This window comes from Novosphingobium arvoryzae, from assembly GCF_014652615.1.
Lineage (GTDB): Bacteria > Pseudomonadota > Alphaproteobacteria > Sphingomonadales > Sphingomonadaceae > Novosphingobium > Novosphingobium arvoryzae.
In genome coordinates, this window is the sequence record NZ_BMZD01000001.1 from 628,116 (window position 1) to 647,077 (window position 18,962).

Consider the following 18,962-nt stretch of genomic DNA (forward strand, 5'->3'; position numbering starts at 1 on the left):
TCAGGCGGTCAGGGATACTTCATCTGGATGCGGGTGGTCAGCCCGGCCTTGGGCACGTTCAGCCGCACCGATTTGAACGTCGGCAGCCCTGCCAGCGTGGCCGGGTTATTGGAAAACCCGAACCCTTCGGCCGGAAAGCCCACACCGGTCCGGTCGAACGAGCGGTTGCCGTTTTCGTCATGGTACAGCGCCAGCGCATAGACGCCGGGTTTGGGCACGAAAATGCAGGCGCGCGTGGTGCCAGCCTGGGCATTCACCCGGCCCACATACAACGACCCGCGCTTGACCAGGAACTTGCTGGAATCGTCGGCGTAAAGCGTCACAGCCAGCAGCCCTTCGCCGTTCTTCAGCCCTTCGGCCACGACGTTCAGCCAGGTCTGGCTGGCAGGCCCGGTGCAGCCCGGCGGCGGGGTGGGGGTGCTTTGCGCGGCAGTGCCGGTCGCGGTCACCAGCGCGGCGGATGCCAGCGCAATCGGCGCGAATGACGCGGCCAGGGCACGCAAACCTTTCGGCATGATCATGGGCACTTATCCTGTCTGGAAACAGCCTCGTCCGCACGGCGAACCAGGAGCATTCAACACATCGGCACGACGGCCGTTACCGCTCCCCAATGCGATTCGGGGCGTGAATATGGACTGAATTGGGCATTATCGGGGCAGCGGCGCGACGATGTGGCCACTTTCCAGCCGGATCTCGGCATCGGCCAGATCGAGCAGAGCCCCCCGGTGGCCGATGATGACCACCGCCATCCGCCTGCGCAGCCCGCGAACAGCGGCGGCGATCTGGGCCTCGTTGGCCGCGTCGAGTGCGCTGGTGGCTTCATCGAGGATCAGCAGCGCCGGATCGCGTAGTAACGCGCGCGCCAGCATCAGACGCTGACGCTCCCCGCCAGACAGCGCGCGGCCGCCATCGCCGATCACCGTGTCCAGCCCCTGCGGCAGGTCCAGCACGAACGCGGCGGAGGCATCGCGCAGCGCCTGTTCCAGGCGGGCGTCTTCGGCTTCCGCCGCTGCCCAACGCAAATTGTCGCGGATGGTGCCGCTGATCAGCACGGGGTCTTGCTGGACATAGGCCACCTTGCCGCGCCAGGCGCGCCGTGCCGTGCCGGAAAGCGCGGTGTCATCCACCAGCACCGTGCCACTGTCGGGCGAGAGCAGCCCGCCGAGCAGATCGGCCAGCGTGGACTTGCCCGCACCCGATGGCCCCGTCAGTGCGACGACGCCGCGCGCCGGGATCGCGGCGGACACGCCGTCCAGCGCGGGCGGGCCATCGGGACCGAACCGCACGGTTACGTTGTCCAGCTGGATCGCCTGCGCCAGCGCCGGGGCGGCAGCCGGGTCGGCCTCTGGCTCGCGCGCGGCTTCGGCAGTGGCGATCAGGTCAAGCGCGGCGGTCACTGCCGGACGGGCATGGGCACAGGTCAGCCCCGCTTGTTGAAGCAGCCCCAACAAGGGCAGCGCACGGGCGAACAGCGCGACCATCGGCAGGACCACGGTGACGTCGGCGTGCCAGCGTTCCAGCGCGGCCCAGACCAGCAGCGCCAGCACCACCGCGCCCCCGCCCTGCAGGGCCAGCTGCCCCCGGCCGAGGTCACGCTGGTAATCCAGCTGCGCGCGGCGCAAATCGACGAACTGGTCGGCCAGGTCACGCGCGGCGCGGTCCTCTCGGCCCAGGCTCTTGATCACGCGCAGTGCGCCCAGCCCCTCGTTCAGCTGGCTGTAGATCCGCCCATAGGCTGCGCCCAGCGCCTCGCCCAGGTGCGCGGCGCGGCGGCGCATGCCGTGGAACGCCAGCAGCACGGCCGTACCTGCGATCAGTGCGCCGATGGTCAGCCGTGGCGAAATCGCGAGTGCGGCAAGGCCGATCCCGCCCAGCGTGACCAGCGTGGCCAGCGCCAGGATCGCCTGGTTGATGAACAGGCCGGCCTGGTCGACCTGGCTGATCAGCAGGCTGGCGGTGTTGGACCGGCGCATCCCCAGCAGCACACGCCAGTCGCAATGCAGCAGCGATCGCCAGCCGCGCGCGCGCAGCCGGTCGATCAGCACCATTTCAAAGCGCATCGCCACCAGCGCGCGGTAATAGGTAATCAGCCCGCGGACGATCACCAGCGCCACGAACAGCGCCAGCATGGCATCCAGCCGCATCGGCAGGCCCAGCTGCACCATCGCGGCGCCAATCCGGCCCCCGTCGCTCGCGCCGTCGCCCAGGATGGTCAGCAGCGGGACCAGCAGGACGATCCCGATCCCCTCGGTAATCGCGCCCAGCACCATCAGGAAAGCGAGCCAAGCAGCCGCCAGACCATGCTCGGCCGGATCGAACAGGCGCGGGCGGTCTGCTAGGGGCGGCGTGTCCTGGTTCACTGCGGGTTGCGCCCGGTTTCGAAATCCACGAACCGCCGGACATAGATCATCGCGGGCAGCGCAAAGCGCAGCCGGCTGACCGAATGGATATCGGTCGGGGCCTCGGTGGGCCAGTTGTCGAGATCGCGCAGCATGGCCTTGGTATCCAGCAGCGCTCCCAGCTGTGGGTGCTCGGCGATCTGGCGCACTTCCTCGCGCAGGCGCGGGATCATGGGGGTCATGCGGGCGTGCCAGTCGACCAGATGGTCGCCGTGGCGCACTTCGGTGCGCTGCGCTTCGGGCAGGCGGCCTATGCCCATGCGCCGCGCCAGCCGCCGCCGTTCGCCATTGCGGGTGAACTGCTCGGTCGGCATGCCAAGGCACAGCTCGATGAACGGGCGATAGGCCAGCACGTCGCGCCCGCGCGTGCCGAACACCTGCCACGCCCCCAGCCGGGATTCCCCGCCGCGCCACCATATGTCATAGACATTGCGGATCAGCCGCTCGCGCGAGGTGTAGAAATCGAGGTCGCTGATGTTGCCATCGGCATTGCGGGCTTTCAGCTTTGCCGCCAGCGGGCCATCGGCGGCGAGGTAGGGATTGGTCGTCGCGCCCGTTTCCTGGCCCCGGTGGACCAGATCGCGCAGCTTCCACCGCAGCCCTTCGGGCAGGTTGGGCATCACCCCCATCGCCACCATCCGCCGCCAGATCGGGCGCGGATCGTCGATCCGGTTGCGGGCGGTGTGCCACAGCTGTTTCCAGCGCAGCGTGCGGAAAAACTCGGCAGGGGCCCACGGCGCTTCCTGGCTGAAGGTCAGGTTGCCCATCCCGGCGGACAGGATCCAGTCGCAGCCGGCATCGCGCGCGGCAACCGAGACGCCGGTGTGGACCAGCCCCATCGCCTGTGCCGGGTGACCGGCATCGGCCCCCATGAACATTTCCTGGCTATAGCTCAGGAAGTCATAGTCGCGGTTATCGACGAAGATCGGATCGATCCGGGGGTGGGTGCGCAGAAACTCGCGTACATAGGGGCCGTCGTCGCCGAACAGGCTAGAGACGGTGCGACCATCCCATTCCCGGATCGGCACGAACGTGATGCTGGTCAGCCGCTGGTCGGCTGGTAGCTGGCGCAGAACTTCATCGCACACGATCGAGGAGTCGAGCCCGCCAGACAGTGTCATTGCCGGCTTCTGGGCGTTGCTGAGCGCCTTGCCGACCGCTTCGGCCAGCATGGCGTTCGCTGCTTCGACATAGTCCTCATCGCGTTTGAAGCGGACCTGCGGAACGGCCAGCGGATCGTACCAGGCGTGGGCCGATCGACCGCTCTGCGTGATGGTCAGGACCTGACCGCCAGGGACGGGTTCCAGCCCCTCGAACTGGCCGTGCTCAGCGCTTTCGAATTCGAATGCCAGCAGTCGCTCGATTGCGTCTTCGTGCAGGTGCTTGTCCAGCCCGGCGGCGAAAAACGGGCGTGGGATGTTGCACGCCATGAAGCCGTGCTTGCCGACATGGAAATAGAGCGGAAAACTGCACCACGGGCTGCGGGCCATGCGGATCGCGCCTTCGGACTGGACCACCAGCGCGGCATATTCGCCCACGACATGGCGGTCAGCCTCCAGCCCCCAGCGGTCCACGGCGGCGCCATAGACCTGCTCGGGTGAACCGTTCACGCCCAGCTGGGCGCGCAGTTCTGCAAGATTGTCGATCCAGCCCAGCAGCAGCACCGCGCAGCCAGAGGGTGAGCGGGGCACCCGCCAGCCGGGACGGGCGCGGGCGCGGGGGGCGGGCAGTTCTGCAAAGAAATCAGCCCCGTCCCGACAGTGGTCGGCAGGATGACCGGCAAACAGGCCAAGTGACTGGGCTGCACGAGTTGGGGCGACCCAGTCAGGGTCGCCCCAAGTACGTGTATAGAAATACATCTAGTCGTGAATGCAGGTCGATTGCAGGCCGTGGCCCGTCAATCGCCTGAAGCTTACGACAGAACCGAGTTGGAGCCCGTGCACTGCGGATTGCCCTGCACCTGGCAGGCAGCCGAGGTCGCAGCGGCGACATCGTTGATGGTGCCGAGCGGGGCGAGGGTCGGCTTGGTCCAAACCTTCTTGGGGGCAGTCTTGGTCACTACAATAACTCCTTGGATAACATTGGCGGCGTGCGCGACCCCCTGCATCCGTAAATTTTTTCTTTATGTGCCCGATTCTCTTGGGTTTTGCAACTGCGAACAACGTTAATCCAAACGGGTCGGATTGCGGTCGGGCGGAATTCCCTAATGCATTGTCAATCAAGCAAATTAAGTAGAACTACCCAGGTTCCGGGCAGGTCGCCAATGACTTTTGCTCCGCCGATTTCGACCCAGGCGTGCAGATCGTCCCGGTCGCCGCGTTCGTGCGCCGGTCGCGTGGCGATTCGCAGGCAGTAGGATTGGTCGCGGGCTTGCAGCATCCGGGCCAGCGCGATGGCGCGTGGCAGGCACTTGGTGGCAAATGGCAGACGGGGGGCCGCGCGCTCTACGTGCAGGGCCAGTCTTCGGGCCTCGGCGATGGCCTGGGGATCGGCAGGCGGCAAGGCGGCAATCTGGTCAGTGGTAACGACCGTGCCGAGGCGGTCGCGCCAGCGGCGCAGTGGCACGAACCGCACCAGCAGCCACGCGGCGCACAGTCGCAGCAGCGCCTCCAGCGTCAAGCGCCGCAACCGCCAGGATTCGGATGCGCGCATCGCCCCGCTCACCGGGCTTCGAGCAGTCCCGCCGTCAGTGCCTCGTCAAGGAACGCCGCAACGTCGTCGGCCAGCTCGCTCTCGGCAACGTCATAGTCGTTGGCCAGCTCGGCGGCGATGTCGGCGGGGCTGCGGGTTCCGTCGACCAACCGCCAGATATCCAGCGCGGTGTCCTTGAGCGAAAAGAAATTGCCCGATTCGAGATCCATCACCACGATTTCATCGTCGATCTCGGTCTCTACAAACCGGTCGGGGCACTTGTTCAGGATTCCGGTCATTGCGCTTGTTCCGATACTGGGCGGGCCATCGCCTTTACATGACGTTCGACCAGCGCCGCGTCCACTGCGAAACGGCTGGCATCGCGCGGCCGCACGAACCGGGTCAGCCGGATCGTGCGGGCGAGGTTGGCCAGTTGCGCGAACCGGGCGATCCGGTCCGGCCGCGAAGCCGCCATGATCAGGTCGGTCGTATAGTGATCGTCCTGCAGGCGGACCAGCTTTTCCCCGCCGTGCAGCGGTTCGATCCGGGCCGTGTCGCCCTCCTCCAGAAAGCAGAGTTCGGCCAGCGGCAGCACGTCGACCACTGTGCCGCCCGCTGGTTCGGAGTAGAACTTGGGGACGCTGGCCATCACTTGTTCCGCAGGTCGCGCGCCGGTCATTTCCACCGCGTCGGGCCAAAGTTTCAGCCGCTTGTGCCCCGGCAGGCACAGCGCCTGGCCCGGCTGGCTGAGGTCCAGCACCAGCGTATCGTCGCAGAACATCGGCAATTCGTGCCGCGTCAGCTGCGCTACCAGCGTGGACTTGCCCGCGCCTGACGGGCCGGTGAAGGCAAAGACCTGCCCGCCGCAGGCCACTGCCGAGGCATGGATCGGGTAAAGCCCGTTGATGCAGGCAATCGCGGCATAGATGCTGCCGTTCAGCCACAGGTATTCCTCGGCCGGGTCGGTCGGGCCGTTTGGCCGCTCGATCGTTACCCCTTCACTCCGGCGATAGAAGAAGCGCAGCCCGCTTTCGGTCACCAGCAGGAAGCTGTCTTCATGCAGCCAATGCCTGCCCGGCGGGACCGTTACGCTTCCGATTTCGCGCGGAGTCACGCCCTCGTGCAGCCGGGTTTCGCGCGCCAGCATGGCCACGGCAGGGTGCGCCAAAGGGGAAGCATCGGTCATGCTGCGCGGTCTGCCCGGCGAGGGGCGAGAGGTCAATTGCCGCAGTGCACTACGCGGATGTCCGGATATGCGACATCCAGTGTGGAAAACCCCTGCCTGTGCCTTGTTGCCCCAAGATGTGGTGGGTAAGCGCGAGAAAAGGGAGCAAGCTGAAGCGCCATGGCCGCACCGCTGATTTCACCGTCCATCCTGTCTGCCGACTTCGCTCGCCTGGGCGAGGAAGTGCGCGCCATCGATGCCGCCGGGGCGGACTGGATCCATGTCGACGTCATGGACGGCCATTTCGTGCCCAACATCACGATTGGCCCGATGGTGGTGAAGGCGCTCCGTCCGCACACGGCCAAGGTGTTCGATGTGCACCTGATGATCCAGCCGGTCGATCCCTACCTGCAGGCCTTTGCCGACGCCGGGGCGGACATCATCACCTTCCATCCCGAAGCCGGGCCGCACGCGCACCGGACGGTGCAGGCGATCAAGGCGCTGGGCAAGCAGGCGGGCGTCTCGCTCAATCCGGCAACGCCGGCCAAGCTGCTCGACTACCTGATCGACGAAGTGGACCTGGTGCTGGTGATGAGCGTCAATCCCGGTTTCGGCGGGCAGAGCTTCATTTCCAGCCAGCTGCGCAAGATCGAGGCGATCCGCAAGATGATCGACAAGACCGGGCGTGACATCCGGCTTGAAGTGGACGGCGGGGTGGATGTGAATACCGCCCGGCTCTGCGTGGCGGCCGGGGCGGATGTGCTGGTGGCCGGGACCGCGACCTTCAAGGGCGGGCCGGAGCAATACGCCGCCAATATCGCCGCGCTGAAGGCGGTGGGCTGAGCGATGGTGGAGGCCGTCACTTCCACTCGGGGCGACCCGACGGACAATGACGGTTCGGTAGCGGAAGGGCGGGCGATTCCGCTGCACCCCGACACTGCGGAGGCTTTGGTGAACGACAGCGCTGCATCCGGTGACGATCCCTATCTCCCGCAGGGCGAAGTGGTCGAGCCGGGGCGGGCGCTGGCGCTGGCCGATTTCACTCCGCCCGCGATTTCGGCGGGGGAGCGATTGGTGCGGCTGGCCTACCGGCTGGGGGTTCCGGCCAGCGCGCTGACCACGCCGTTCGGCAAACAGGCCAAGCCGCGCCTGCTGGCCACAGTGCTCAATCCGCTGCCCGGCAACCGCGCCGGGGGTACCGCGCTGCGCGCCGGACATTTCCTAGTCTACGGCGTCAAGGCACCCATTGCGCAGATCGATTTCGCGGGCGCGGCGCGGGTTGCCCCGCCGCTGGAGCGGGTGGTGCACAGCTTTTCTTGGCTGGCCGATCTCGAAGCCTGCGCCCCGCGCGAACAAGTCGCGCCGATTGCGGAGCGGGTGTTGGCTGCGTGGCTGGCGGCCAATCCCAAGCCGCCCGCGCGGCCGGGCAAGGGACCGGCATGGAGCGTTGCCAATGCCGGGACGCGCGAGCTCAACTGGCTGGTCCACGCACCGCTTATCCTGTCGGGCAGCGACAAGGCGTTGCGCGCCAAGGTTCTTGCCACCCTGGAAGATACGGCGCGCTGGCTCGACAAGAACGTCGGCCGGGCCGAGGATCTGCTGGGCGAAGTGGCGGGCTGGTGCGGGATTGTCGCGGCCGGGCTGTTGCTGCCCGATGGCAAGCCGCGCCGTCTTTATGGTGAAGCGGGTCTGATCCGTGCGCTGGGCGAACTGGTGGGTGACGATGGCGGCGTGCTGTCGCGCAGCCCGTTGGGCCAGATCGAGGCGATCACCCTGCTGGTGCGGCTGCGCGCTTGCTATCACGCGCTGCGCACCGATCCGCCGACCGCGTTGGAAGCGATCCTCAGCCTGCTGGTGCCGCCGTTGCTGGCGCTTACGCATGGCGACGGTTCGCTGGGTAGCTGGCAGGGCGCGTGGGCGATCGATGGCGATGAACTGGCCGCGCTGATCGCTGCCACTGGCGTGCGGGTGCGGCCGCTGCGCGATGTGCGACAGTGGGGCTACCAACGCGTGGTTGCGCAAAAGGCAATCCTGCAGTTCGATGCGGCGCCGCCGCCATTGGCCAAGCATGCCCGGCTGGGCTGCGCTTCTACCCTGGCGTTCGAGTTGAGCCATGCGGGGCATCGGATCATCGTCAACTGCGGCGGTGCGGGCTGCGCGGGCGGCTTGATGCCGGTGCGGCTGGAGCAGGGCCTGCGTGCCACGGCGGCGCATTCCACGTTGACGCTGGACGATGTCAATTCCACCGCGATCCTGATCAACGGCAAGATCGGCAGCGGTGTGTCCGAAGTGGATATCGATCGCCGGACCTTGACCGGAGCGAAAGGCGGCGGGGCAACCCGGCTGGAAGCGAGCCATAACGGCTATGCCGCGCGTTATGGCCTGACCCACCGTCGCATCCTGATCCTGCGCGATGACGGCACCGAACTGCGCGGCGAAGACCTGCTGATCCCGGCGGGCGGCAAGGGCAAGAACGGCAAGGTCAGTTTCGCCATCCGCTTCCACCTTGGCCCCGGCATCGACGTGCGCCTGTCGGAAGACGGGCAGGGCGCGGGCCTTGCGCTGCCCGACGGCACGTTCTGGCAATTCCGCAGCGGCGGGGGGCAGATCACGGTCGAGGAAAGCATCTGGGCCGATGGGCAAGGCCGCCCGCAGCCAATCCAGCAGCTGGTCCTGCAAGGGCTGGTGTCGCGCGGGGGCGGGAATTTCGCCTGGCTGCTCAAGAAAATGGGCTGATTTGCCCGGCCAAACGGCACACGGGCGGTAGTCAAAGCGCGCAAAATCCCTATGGGAACGCGCAAACCTTCCAACCCCTGCACCGAGATTCGCATCCATGACCGACGTCACCATCCGCCGCGCGCTACTTTCAGTTTCCGACAAGACCGGCCTGGTCGAACTGGGGCAGGCCCTTGCCGCTCGCGGGGTTGACCTCGTCTCCACCGGCGGCACGGCCAAGGCGCTGCGCGATGCGGGCCTGACTGTGCGCGACATCTCGGACCTGACCGGCTTTCCCGAAATGATGGACGGGCGGGTCAAGACGCTGCACCCGAAGGTCCACGGCGGGCTGCTGGCGGTGCGCGACAACCCGGAACACGCCGCCGCGATGGCAGAGCATGACATCGGCGCGATCGATCTGGTGGTGGTCAATCTCTATCCGTTCGAAGCAACCGTCGCCAAGGGCGCGGACCGTGATGAGATCATTGAGAACATCGACATCGGCGGCCCTTCGATGGTCCGTTCGGCAGCGAAGAACCACGCCTATGTCACGATCCTGACCAACCCGGCGGACTATGCCGGGCTGCTGGGCGAACTGGAGGAAACCGGCGGTGCGACCCGTCTGCCGTTCCGCAAGCTGATGGCCGCGCGCGCCTATGCCGCGACCGCCGCTTATGACAGCATGATCAGCCAGTGGTTCGCATTTGCCGACCAGCAGCAGCTGTTCCCCGAAATGCTGGCGGTCACCGGCACCCGCCGCGAAACGCTGCGCTACGGCGAGAACCCGCACCAGCAGGCCGCGCTCTACATCCCCAACGGCCCGCACATTCGCGGCATCGCGCAAGGGCAGCAGGTGCAGGGCAAGGAACTGTCCTACAACAACTACAACGACGCCGACGCCGCGTTCGAACTGGCGGCGGAATTCCGCGGGCAGGCCCCGGCGGTGGTGATCGTCAAGCACGCCAACCCCTGCGGCGTGGCGCAGGCGTTCACCCTGCTCGAAGCCTGGCAGGGCGCGCTGGCATGCGACGACGTGTCGGCATTTGGCGGGATCGTGGCAACCAACGTGCCGCTGGATGGCCCGACGGCCGAAGCGATCTGCGAAATCTTCACCGAAGTCGTCGTTGCCCCGGATGCCGATGACGCCGCCCGAGCGGCTTTTGCCAGGAAGAAGAACCTGCGCCTGCTGCTCACCGGCGATCTGCCCGATCCGCGCCGGGGCGGGCTGAACGTCAAGCCGATCACCGGCGGGCTGCTGGTGCAGAGCCGCGACAATGGCGCGATCACGCTGGACGACCTCAAGATCGTGACCAAGCGCGCGCCGACCGAGCAGGAACTGAAGGACTGCTTCTTTGCCTGGACGGTGGCTCGTCACGTCAAGTCCAACGCCATCGTCTATGCCAAGGACGGCGTCACCGCCGGGATCGGCGCGGGGCAGATGAACCGCCGCGATTCCTCGCGTATCGCCGCGATGAAGGCAGCGGAAGCAGCGGAGAAGTTCGGCTGGACCGCACCCCGCACCGTCGGCAGCGCGGTGGCATCGGACGCGTTCTTCCCGTTTGCCGATGGCTTGCTGGCCGCCGCCGAAGCGGGCGCGACGGCAGTGATCCAGCCCGGCGGTTCGATTCGCGACGACGAAGTGATCGCGGCGGCGGACGCGGCGGGCCTGGCGATGGTCTTCACCGGAATGCGCCACTTCCGCCACTGATCTGCCTGCGGACAAATACCTGTGCCGCAATTCGTCGCAGCGATCCTTCGCTTGGGCGTGTTGCGGCGCAAAACCTGCGCTTGTTCACTCGACGGTAACGCGAAAATCGGCAGAGCAGCCGCAGCAAGAGTAAACAGCAGAGCAAGCCGTTACCGATGGGTCTTTTCAAGCCGGATCTTTACCGTTCATTCGCCATCGGCTTCGTGCTGGGCGCGCTGGGTCTGCTCGGCGCGGTTGGCCTGCAGGGCGGCACAAGCCTGGCCCATCAGGTGATCCCCTCGGCCGAAGCGGCACCGGCCCATCCGGACCGGACGCGCTGATCCGCTGATTGCAGCAGCGCGGCGCTGATTGCCGCCGCCGCGCCTTGGGCCTATAGCCATCGCCATGACTGCGATGCATCAGCACCACCATCACGAACATTCGGGCGAAAGCCTGGTCGACGCCGCGCAGCGCGCGCTGGTCGATGCGGGTGAGCAGTGGACCGACATGCGCGCCGAAGTGTTTCAGGTGCTGGCCGCGCAGGATCGCCCCGCGTCCGCCTATGACATCGCCGAAGGGGTGTCGAATGCGCGTGGCAAGCGGGTCGCCGCCAACAGCGTCTACCGCATTCTCGACCTGTTCGTGAAAGCGAACCTGGCGCGGCGGGTGGAAAGCGCCAACGCCTACATCGCCAACCCCCACCCTGGCTGCCGCCACGACTGCATCTTCCTGATCTGCGACGCTTGCGGTCAGGCGCTCCACATCGACGACGACCGCCTGACCGGCGCACTGGTCAGCGCGGCGAAGCAGGCGGGCTTTGCCGATATCCGCCCGGTCGTGGAACTGCGCGGCCTCTGCGCGGCCTGTTCGGGCTGAACAGATCTAACCCAGCGGCAACATCAACGTCGCGATCAGTCCGCTGACCCCGCCCGCGCTCTGCCGGTTGGCGAGGCGCAGGCTGCCGCCGTGTTGTTCGGCAATGGCGCGCGCCAGGGTGAGGCCCAGGCCCGCACCGCCGGTTACGCTGTTGCGGGACGGGTCGCCGCGGGTGAAGGGTTCCAGCATCCGTTCCAGATCGGCGTCGGGAATGCCGGGACCGTCGTCTTCCACCCGGATCACGGCAAAGCCGTTTTCGCGGGTGAGGGTGATGCGCGCGCTCTGGCCATAGCGCAGAGCGTTGCTGACCAGATTGCGCAGTGCGCGGCGCAGCCAGGTGGTGCGCAGCGGCACGACGATCCGTTCGGACGGGGCAAAGCTGACCGGCTCGCCCATGTCCTCGAATTCCTCGGCAATGTTGGCAACGAGCGCGGAGAGTTCGGTCGGCTCGCGCGGATCGCTGGGGCGGCCGACGCGGGCGAGCGAGAGGATATCGTCGAGGCTGCGGACGATGTCCTCGATCGTCGCGGCCATCTTGGCGCGCTCGCCTTCGTCCTCGACGCTTTCGATCCGCACGCGCAGCGCGGCCAACGGCGTTTTCAGGTCGTGCCCGATCGCCCCCAGCATCACGTCCTTTTCATCGAGCAGGGCAGCGATCCGCCCTTCCATCGCATTGTGCGCCACGATCAGGCGGCGGATGTCGTCCGGCCCTTCGGGTTGCATCTGGCCGTCGGCGGTACGGGTCGCCGCGAAGCGTTCCAGCCGCCGGGTCAGTGCCGCCAGTGGCCGGGTGATTCGACCGACAATCAGCGCGATGGCCCCCACCAGCAGCGCGAACAGCAACAGCGTCTGGCCGATGAACGACGCCATGATCGCCGGATCGCCCTTGGGCACGGGAACGCGCACCAGCAGCCAGCCGCCAGCCTTCTGCTCGACGGCGGCGACCAGCAGGTGATCGGGCTGCGGGCGGCCATGCTCGCCCATCATTGCCGCCTGCCGCGCCAGCTTGCCGGCCAGTCGCGGATCGTCGCCCAGCGGACGGTGCACCACGACGGCGCTGGTAATTTCCATGCCCTGATTGGTCAGGATTTCGGCCAGTTCCTCCTCGGCCTCGTGCTCGCGCACGTCGCCGGGGCGCAGAGGTGATGCATCCAGCCGTTCGATCCGCAGCTGCCGCGCGGCCGCGAGCAGGCGAGAGCCGGGACGGCGGCGTTCGATCTGTTCCTCGGCGGCCTCGCGGCTGGCGGTGACGATGCGGATCGCGGCGGTGTGGATCAGCGCGGCTTCGCGGCGCTCCACTTGCGCGCGCCACAGCAGCGCGGCGCTGATGCCCTGCGCCAGCAGCACTGCCAGGGCGATGCCCAGCAGCAGTTGCCCTTGCAGGCTGCGGGGCCAGAGCCGCGCCAGAAACGGGTGGTCTGGCTTCACGCCGGTGCCTTGATCCGGCGCACATCAGCGGCGAGCATATAGCCGCCGCCCCACACGGTCTGGATCATTGTCGGGTTGCGGCTGTCGACCTCGATCTTGCGACGCAGGCGGCTGACCTGGTTGTCGACCGCGCGGTCGAACAGGTGTGCCTCGCGGCCCTGCACCATGTCGAGCAGGCGGTCGCGGTCCAGCACTTGCCGGGGGTGCTCAAGGAACGCCATCAGCAAGCGGAACTCAACCGAGGAAATGCTGACCAGCGCGCCTTCGGGCGAGGTCAGGCGGCGCTTGAGCGGATCGAGCTGCCAGCCTTCGAACTCGAACAGTTCGTCCTCTACCGGCGCGGCGGCACCCTTGGCCGCGCGGCGCAGGACCGAGCGGATGCGGGCGACCAGTTCGCGCGGTTCGAACGGCTTTACCACGTAATCGTCGGCACCGATTTCCAGCCCGATGATCCGGTCCATCGCCTCGCCCTTGGCGGTCAGCAGGATGGTGGGAATGGCCCGGGCCTCGGACAAATGCCGGCACAGGGACAGTCCGTCCTCGCCCGGCATCATGATGTCCAGCAGCACCAGATCGGGCACATCGTCGCGCAGGATGCTGCGCGCTTCGGCGGCGCTGGCCGCCTGGGTAACGGCAAACCCCTGGCGCGAGAGGTACTCGGCCAGGGGTTCACGCAGGCCCGGCTCGTCATCGACGAGCAGCAGGCGGATTGGCGCGGTGTCAGGCATGAGGGCAGCAGGCTCCGCGCCAGGTCATCAGCCGGCGGGGGGCGGGGTCATGCCGCCCTTGCCGCGCATCGACTTCATGTGTTCGCGCATCTTGGCCTGGGCCGCCTTGCGCTCATCCGGGGTCAGCGAGCCGTCCTTGTTGGCATCCGCCATGTCAAAGTGCTTGGCGTGTGCGGCCAGGAACTCGTCCTTGCTCACGGCCTTGTCCTTGTTGGTGTCGGCCATGGCGAGCATCATCATGCCGCCCTTCATGCCGGGACCGTGGCGGCCCATCCGCTTGCCGTGTTCGGCATGGTCGCCCTTGGTCTTGGCCTTCCATTCGGCGCGGCGTTCACCGGCTGCCTTGCGGGCGGCGGCGAACTCATCGCGTGACACGGCGCCATCCTTGTTGGCGTCAGCCGCGTCGAACCGGGCCATCTGGCGGGCTTCACGATCGCCGGCGTCGATCTTGCCGTCCTTGTTGACGTCCATCCTGGCGAACATTGCGGCAGCGTGAGTCTGCGCTTCGGCGCGGGTCACGGTCTTGTCGCCCATCGGGTCACCGTGGCCGGGGCCGTGCCCGGCACCATGGTTGTGCGCAATCGCGGCGCCGCTGACGGCGAACAGGGCAACCGAAACGCCCAGCATAGCTTTCTTGATCATAACAAGTTCCCATCCATCAAAGGGTTGAAGTCGCGGAGGTCCCGGAAGGGAGGGGGGAGGGGGGAACCGGGGAACCCCGCGACTTCATGGTTTTGTGTCTAGACCTGCCTTGTCGCGCGATTATGCCGAAGCGCGGCTGTTTTGTCGTCAATTGTCACAATTGCGCGCGCTTGTTCATCCGGCTGCAAGCTGCGCCCGTCAAAGCGGCGCGCAGGCGGCTTTCAGCCAGTCGAGCGCTGCGCCGGACAGCTGCGGGGCGAGAAGTTCCTCCACCCTGGCGTGATAGTCGTTCCACCAGCTCACCTCGTCGCGCGTCAGCAGCGCGCAATCGACCAGCGTGCGGTCAATCGGCGCAAAAGTCAGCGTTTCGAAGCCGAAGTATTCGCCCTCCATGCCGGGGATGTCGCGCGGCTCGACCAGCACCAGGTTCTCGGTGCGGATGCCGAAATCGCCCGCCTTGTAGTAGCCCGGCTCGTTGGACAGGATCATGCCCGCGAGCAGTTCCTGCCCGGTCCCGGCCTGCCCGCCCTGCGCCTTGGCAATTCGCTGCGGCCCTTCGTGGACCGATAGGAAACTGCCGACGCCGTGGCCGGTGCCGTGGGCGTAATCGAGGCCCGCCGCCCACAAGTGCATCCGCGCAAAGCTGTCCAGCTGGCTGCCCACGGTGCCCTTGGGGAACACCGCCAGCGCCAGCGTGATGTGGCCTTTCAGCACGCGGGTGAAGCGATCCTTGTGTTCGGCGGTCGGTTCGCCGGGACCGATCCAGACGGTGCGGGTGATGTCGGTGGTGCCATCGGCATACTGCCCACCGGAATCGACGAGGTAGATGCTGTTCGGCGCAATCGTGCGGTTCGATTCCTCGCACACCCGGTAATGCGGGATCGCCGCATTGGGACCCGCGCCGGAAATCGTATCGAACGACAGGTCGCGCAGCAGGCCGGTCTCTTCGCGGAAGGCTTGTAGGCGCGCCGCCGCCGACAGCTCGGTTTCCGTGCCCTTCGGGGCCTCCACCGACAGCCAGTGCAGGAACCGGGCGATCGCCGCGCCGTCACGGGCCTGCGCGGCGCGCTGTCCGGCCTGTTCGGTGGGGTTCTTGACCGCCTTGGGCAGGACGGTGGGATCGGTCAGCTCGACCACGCTTGCCCCGGCACCTTCCAGTGCGGCAAAGATCGCGTGGACAGAGCGTTCGGGATCGACTGCCACCTTCTTGCCGCCCAGCGCCTGCAACTGCGGCACGAAGGCCTCACGCGGGCGAATGGTGACGGCGTTGCCCAGATGCGCGCGCAGTTCCGGCGTCACCTTTTCCTCGGCGATGAACAGGTCCGCCGTGCCATCGGCATGGGCCAGCACGAACGACAGCGCCACAGGCGTGCGGTCCACGTCCGCGCCGCGAATGTTGAGCAGCCAGGCGACGCCGTCGAGCGCGGAAATCACCGCCGCGTCCAGTCCGCGTTCGCCCAGCCATTCGGCAACCATCGCGCGTTTCGCCTCACTCGCCAGACCGGCGTGCTCGGTCGTGTGGACAATCGCGGGGGCAAGCGAGGGGGCGGGGCGGTCGGCCCAGATCGCGTCGATCGGGTTGCTCTCCACAGCCACCAGCGCCGCGCCGTGCGCGCCAAGCGCCTTGGCGGCGGCATCGACCCACGGCTTGCCATGCAGCCATGCATCATAGCCGATCCTGCCGCCGGCAGGCGCATGCTCGCCCAGCCATGCGGCCACGCTGGTCGCCGGGACGGACTGGAATTCATAGAGCCGCCCGTCGACCTGCTCGCGCACCTGGATCGTATAGCGCCCGTCAACGAAGATCGCGGCCCGATCCGCCAGCACGGCGGCGGTGCCGGCCGATCCGCCAAACCCGGTCAGCCAGCCCAGCCGCTGGGCATAGCCCCCGACATATTCGCTCATGTGCTCATCGGAGATCGGGATCACGAAGCCGTCCAGCCCGCGCGCTTTCAGTTCCTTGCGCAGGGCATCGAGGCGGGCTTCGTGGGTATTCATCAGCATGGTGTGTTCAGTCCGGGTTGCGACAACTATGCAGGCAACATAGACTCGGCGGATGACACTTACTACACCCCCTTTGGCCGCAAAGATTCCATCCAGCACCACGCATCACGGCACCACCGTGACCGACGATTACGCCTGGCTGCGCGATCCCGGTTATCCCGAAGTGACGGATAAGGCCGTGCTGGACCACCTCAAGGCCGAAAACGCCTGGTTCGAGGCGCGCATGGCCAGCCAGCAGGGCCGGATCGACGCGCTGTTCAAGGAAATGCGCGCGCGCATCAAGGAAGCCGACAAGTCCGTCCCGCAGAAGGATGGCGATTACCTCTACTGGATCGAGTTCGAGGAAGGCGCGGAGTACAAGAAGTGGTGGCGCAGGCCGGTGTCCGGTGGTGCGGACCAGCTGATCTTGGATGAAGTCGCGCTGGCGCAGGGCCACGAATACTTCCGCCTCGGCGCGCTCTCAGTTTCGGCCAACGGGCGGCTGCTGGCCTACGCCATCGACGACAACGGCTCTGAACGCTTTACCGCGCGGATCAAGGATCTGGCGACGGGCGAACTGCTGCCGGACGAGATCCCCGGCACGCTCTCCAGCCTCGTCTGGGTCGCTGGGGACAAGGGGCTGGTCTATTCGCTCGCCAACGAACAGTGGCGCACCGACAACGCCCGGCTGCACTGGCTGGGCCAGCCGCTTGATACCGATATCGAGCTGTATCACGAGGACGACGAGGGCTTCCGCGTCGGCTCGTCGCTGTCGGCCAACGAGGAATGGCTGATCATCGGCAGCAGCGACCATGAAACCAGCGAAGTGCGGCTGGTTCCCGTCGCCGATCCGCTGGCCAGGCCGATCCTCGTCAGGCCGCGCCAGACCGGGGTGGAATATGACGTCGACTTGCGCGGGGACACGCTGTTCATCCACGCCAACGATACCCACGAGAACTTCCGCCTCGCCACCGCGCCGCTGGCCGATCCGGGTAATTGGACGACGCTGATCGCAGGGTCCGATGCGTTCTACCTGACCGGGTTTGACCTGTTCCGCGATTTCTACGTGATCGAAGGCCGCCGCGCGGGGCTCGACCAGATCGAGGTGCGCTATTACGACGATCCGGCCCGCGTCGAACCGATCGTGTTTCCGGAAGCGAGCTATTCCGCTGGCCTTGGTGATAATCCGGAATGGGCGGTCGATACGCTGCGGCTGTCGTATGAAAGCATGGTTAGCCCGGCGAGCGTGCTGGACTATTCGGTCGCCGCGCGCACGCTGACCACGCTGAAAGTGCAGGAAATCCCCAGCGGCTATGACGCGTCGCTCTATGTGACGGAGCGGCTGGAAATCCCCGCGCGCGATGGCACGGCGATCCCGGTCAGCGTGGTGATGCGGCGCGATCGGGTGGGCGCGGGGCCGCTGCACCTCTATGGCTATGGCGCCTATGGCATTGCGATCGAGCCGGGGTTTTCGACCACTCGGCTCAGCCTGGTCGATCGCGGCTTTGCCTATGCCATCGCCCACATTCGCGGCGGGGATGATCTGGGCCGCGCTTGGTACAAGGCGGGCAAGCTGGAGCGGCGCACCAACACCTTCACCGATTTCGTCGATGTGGCGAACGGACTGATCGCGCGCGGGCTGACGCAGGCGGGCAGGATCAGCATCTCCGGAGGTTCGGCGGGCGGCGAACTGATGGGCGCGGTGATCAATTCCGATCCCGGTCTGTGGGGCGCAGTGGTGGCGCACGTGCCGTTCGTCGATGTCCTGGCAACGATGCTGGACCCGACCCTGCCTCTGACGCCTGGCGAGTGGCCCGAGTGGGGCAACCCGATCGAGGACAAGGCCGCGTTCGAGCTGATCCGGTCCTACAGCCCCTACGATCAGGTCCGCGCGCAGGACTATCCGCCGCTGCTGGTGACGGCGGGCCTCAACGATCCGCGCGTGACCTATTGGGAACCGGCCAAGTGGGTGGCAAAGCTGCGGGAGATGAAGACCGACCGCAACGAACTGCTCCTCAAGACCAACATGGGCGCGGGGCATGGCGGCAAGTCGGGCCGGTTCGAAAGCCTGAAGGAAACGGCCGAAGAGTTCGCGTTTATCCTGTGGCAGCTGGGGGTGGAGGAATGAGCAACCGCCACACCCAGACCTTTACGGCCGGCCCCGAACACATCGACGAGCTGGGCCACGTCAACAACGCGGTCTGGGTCGACTGGATCCAGCAGATCGCCACCGCGCACTGGTCCGCCGTCGCCGCGCCGGAGCATCAGGCGCAATACGTCTGGGTCGTGACCCGGCACGAGATCGACTATCGCGGCAACATCGGCCTGGGCGAAAGCGTGACGGCGGAAACCTTCATTCCCGAAGGGCCGACCGGCGCGCGGTTTGACCGGCGGGTCGATTTCCGCGGTGCGGATGGGAAAGTGCTGGTCAGCGCAAGAACCACCTGGGCGATCATCGACCGCGCGGCGGGACGGATCGTGCGGGTGCCGAAGGAGGTGGCCGAACCGTTCCGCCCGTTCGGGAATGAGGGTTAGGGGGCAGCGCACCCGCCCAAAAACCCGTCACCCTGAACTTGTTTCAGGGTCCATCATGCCGCGAACGCAGAGCCATCCGGTGGCAGCTCAGCGGACAGGTCTTGCTGCGTCAAGGAGCGCCTGCTGTCGTCGGCGAAATGGACCCTGAAACAAGTTCAGGGTGACGAGCGATG

The 18,962-nt window shown here is 66.8% G+C and carries 18 protein-coding genes; 7 read left to right on the plus strand and 11 right to left on the minus strand.

The annotated features are described in order from the left end of the window. Positions 1 to 8: 8 nt before the first annotated feature. The 7 genes from IE113_RS03035 to IE113_RS03065 form a co-directional block, all read right to left on the minus strand. Positions 9 to 521, minus strand: coding sequence for a DUF2141 domain-containing protein (locus tag IE113_RS03035; RefSeq protein WP_229822111.1), 513 nt, complete (start codon positions 519 to 521; stop codon positions 9 to 11). Positions 522 to 647: 126 nt separating this feature from the next. Next, on the minus strand, positions 648 to 2,360 hold the full coding sequence (locus IE113_RS03040; RefSeq protein WP_189538901.1) for an ABC transporter ATP-binding protein: 1,713 nt from the start codon (positions 2,358 to 2,360) through the stop codon (positions 648 to 650). Next, entirely contained in the window at positions 2,357 to 4,090 is a 1,734-nt protein-coding gene (locus IE113_RS03045) for an asparagine synthase-related protein (protein ID WP_189538902.1), read from the minus strand. Before IE113_RS03045 ends, IE113_RS03040 begins: the two co-directional genes overlap by 4 nt. Positions 4,091 to 4,311: 221 nt before the next feature. After that, entirely contained in the window at positions 4,312 to 4,458 is a 147-nt protein-coding gene (locus tag IE113_RS03050) for a hypothetical protein (RefSeq protein WP_189538903.1), read from the minus strand. Between the two features lie 155 nt (positions 4,459 to 4,613). Then, positions 4,614 to 5,051 (minus strand): lasso peptide biosynthesis B2 protein, encoded by a 438-nt coding sequence (locus tag IE113_RS03055; RefSeq protein ID WP_189538904.1) that lies wholly within the window; start codon positions 5,049 to 5,051, stop codon positions 4,614 to 4,616. An 8-nt stretch (positions 5,052 to 5,059) separates the two neighbouring features. Continuing rightward, complete coding sequence (locus tag IE113_RS03060; RefSeq protein ID WP_189538905.1) at positions 5,060 to 5,329, minus strand: PqqD family protein; 270 nt, start codon at positions 5,327 to 5,329, stop codon at positions 5,060 to 5,062. Further along, positions 5,326 to 6,216, minus strand: a complete 891-nt coding sequence (locus IE113_RS03065) for a hypothetical protein (RefSeq protein ID WP_189538906.1) — start codon at positions 6,214 to 6,216, stop codon at positions 5,326 to 5,328. The genes IE113_RS03060 and IE113_RS03065 overlap by 4 nt, the downstream gene beginning before the upstream one ends. A 159-nt stretch (positions 6,217 to 6,375) precedes the next feature. On the opposite strand from IE113_RS03065, the gene rpe reads away from it, so the two are divergent. From rpe to IE113_RS03090, 5 genes are all read left to right on the plus strand, one after another. Then, complete coding sequence (rpe, locus tag IE113_RS03070; RefSeq protein WP_189538907.1) at positions 6,376 to 7,038, plus strand: ribulose-phosphate 3-epimerase; 663 nt, start codon at positions 6,376 to 6,378, stop codon at positions 7,036 to 7,038. Between the two features lie 3 nt (positions 7,039 to 7,041). After that, positions 7,042 to 8,931 carry a heparinase II/III family protein gene (locus tag IE113_RS03075; RefSeq protein WP_189538908.1) on the plus strand — a complete coding sequence of 630 codons (1,890 nt, stop codon included), beginning with the start codon at positions 7,042 to 7,044 and terminating at the stop codon, positions 8,929 to 8,931. Positions 8,932 to 9,028: 97 nt separating this feature from the next. After that, positions 9,029 to 10,618, plus strand: coding sequence for a bifunctional phosphoribosylaminoimidazolecarboxamide formyltransferase/IMP cyclohydrolase (purH, locus tag IE113_RS03080; protein WP_189538909.1), 1,590 nt, complete (start codon positions 9,029 to 9,031; stop codon positions 10,616 to 10,618). Positions 10,619 to 10,773: 155 nt separating this feature from the next. Then, positions 10,774 to 10,938 (plus strand): hypothetical protein, encoded by a 165-nt coding sequence (locus IE113_RS03085; RefSeq protein ID WP_189538910.1) that lies wholly within the window; start codon positions 10,774 to 10,776, stop codon positions 10,936 to 10,938. A gap of 64 nt (positions 10,939 to 11,002) precedes the next feature. Beyond that, a complete protein-coding gene (locus IE113_RS03090) occupies positions 11,003 to 11,473 on the plus strand; it encodes a Fur family transcriptional regulator (RefSeq protein WP_373297834.1) in 471 nt (156 codons plus the stop codon). Between the two features lie 6 nt (positions 11,474 to 11,479). Here IE113_RS03090 and IE113_RS03095 read toward each other — a convergent pair whose 3' ends face one another. The 4 genes from IE113_RS03095 to IE113_RS03110 all read right to left on the minus strand — a co-directional run bounded on the left by IE113_RS03095 (position 11,480) and on the right by IE113_RS03110 (position 16,275). Beyond that, complete coding sequence (locus IE113_RS03095) at positions 11,480 to 12,901, minus strand: sensor histidine kinase (protein WP_229822113.1); 1,422 nt, start codon at positions 12,899 to 12,901, stop codon at positions 11,480 to 11,482. After that, a complete protein-coding gene (locus tag IE113_RS03100) occupies positions 12,898 to 13,629 on the minus strand; it encodes a response regulator (protein WP_189538911.1) in 732 nt (243 codons plus the stop codon). The genes IE113_RS03095 and IE113_RS03100 overlap by 4 nt, the downstream gene beginning before the upstream one ends. 27 nt (positions 13,630 to 13,656) lie before the next feature. Beyond that, the gene (locus tag IE113_RS03105) at positions 13,657 to 14,271 is read right to left on the minus strand and encodes an EF-hand domain-containing protein (RefSeq protein ID WP_189538912.1); all 615 of its coding nucleotides are present in this window, start codon (positions 14,269 to 14,271) and stop codon (positions 13,657 to 13,659) included. 198 nt (positions 14,272 to 14,469) lie between these two features. Then, positions 14,470 to 16,275, minus strand: coding sequence for an aminopeptidase P family protein (locus IE113_RS03110; RefSeq protein ID WP_189538913.1), 1,806 nt, complete (start codon positions 16,273 to 16,275; stop codon positions 14,470 to 14,472). A gap of 52 nt (positions 16,276 to 16,327) precedes the next feature. Between IE113_RS03110 and IE113_RS03115 the strand changes: the two genes are divergently transcribed. Next, positions 16,328 to 18,382 carry a S9 family peptidase gene (locus IE113_RS03115; protein ID WP_189538914.1) on the plus strand — a complete coding sequence of 685 codons (2,055 nt, stop codon included), beginning with the start codon at positions 16,328 to 16,330 and terminating at the stop codon, positions 18,380 to 18,382. Then, entirely contained in the window at positions 18,379 to 18,789 is a 411-nt protein-coding gene (locus IE113_RS03120) for an acyl-CoA thioesterase (protein WP_189538915.1), read from the plus strand. Before IE113_RS03115 ends, IE113_RS03120 begins: the two co-directional genes overlap by 4 nt. The last annotated feature ends 173 nt before the right edge of the window (positions 18,790 to 18,962 follow it).

What these genes read in the sequence shown, in the direction of transcription:
- IE113_RS03035 (WP_229822111.1), bottom strand. Translation starts at nt 521, where the DNA reads ATGATCATGCCGAAAGGTTTGCGTGCCCTGGCCGCGTCATTCGCGCCG.
- IE113_RS03055 (WP_189538904.1), bottom strand. Translation starts at nt 5,051, where the DNA reads ATGCGCGCATCCGAATCCTGGCGGTTGCGGCGCTTGACGCTGGAGGCG.
- IE113_RS03060 (WP_189538905.1), bottom strand. Translation starts at nt 5,329, where the DNA reads ATGACCGGAATCCTGAACAAGTGCCCCGACCGGTTTGTAGAGACCGAG.
- IE113_RS03065 (WP_189538906.1), bottom strand. Translation starts at nt 6,216, where the DNA reads ATGACCGATGCTTCCCCTTTGGCGCACCCTGCCGTGGCCATGCTGGCG.
- rpe (WP_189538907.1), top strand. Translation starts at nt 6,376, where the DNA reads ATGGCCGCACCGCTGATTTCACCGTCCATCCTGTCTGCCGACTTCGCT.
- IE113_RS03075 (WP_189538908.1), top strand. Translation starts at nt 7,042, where the DNA reads ATGGTGGAGGCCGTCACTTCCACTCGGGGCGACCCGACGGACAATGAC.
- purH (WP_189538909.1), top strand. Translation starts at nt 9,029, where the DNA reads ATGACCGACGTCACCATCCGCCGCGCGCTACTTTCAGTTTCCGACAAG.
- IE113_RS03085 (WP_189538910.1), top strand. Translation starts at nt 10,774, where the DNA reads ATGGGTCTTTTCAAGCCGGATCTTTACCGTTCATTCGCCATCGGCTTC.
- IE113_RS03090 (WP_373297834.1), top strand. Translation starts at nt 11,003, where the DNA reads ATGACTGCGATGCATCAGCACCACCATCACGAACATTCGGGCGAAAGC.
- IE113_RS03100 (WP_189538911.1), bottom strand. Translation starts at nt 13,629, where the DNA reads ATGCCTGACACCGCGCCAATCCGCCTGCTGCTCGTCGATGACGAGCCG.
- IE113_RS03105 (WP_189538912.1), bottom strand. Translation starts at nt 14,271, where the DNA reads ATGATCAAGAAAGCTATGCTGGGCGTTTCGGTTGCCCTGTTCGCCGTC.
- IE113_RS03110 (WP_189538913.1), bottom strand. Translation starts at nt 16,275, where the DNA reads ATGCTGATGAATACCCACGAAGCCCGCCTCGATGCCCTGCGCAAGGAA.
- IE113_RS03115 (WP_189538914.1), top strand. Translation starts at nt 16,328, where the DNA reads ATGACACTTACTACACCCCCTTTGGCCGCAAAGATTCCATCCAGCACC.
- IE113_RS03120 (WP_189538915.1), top strand. Translation starts at nt 18,379, where the DNA reads ATGAGCAACCGCCACACCCAGACCTTTACGGCCGGCCCCGAACACATC.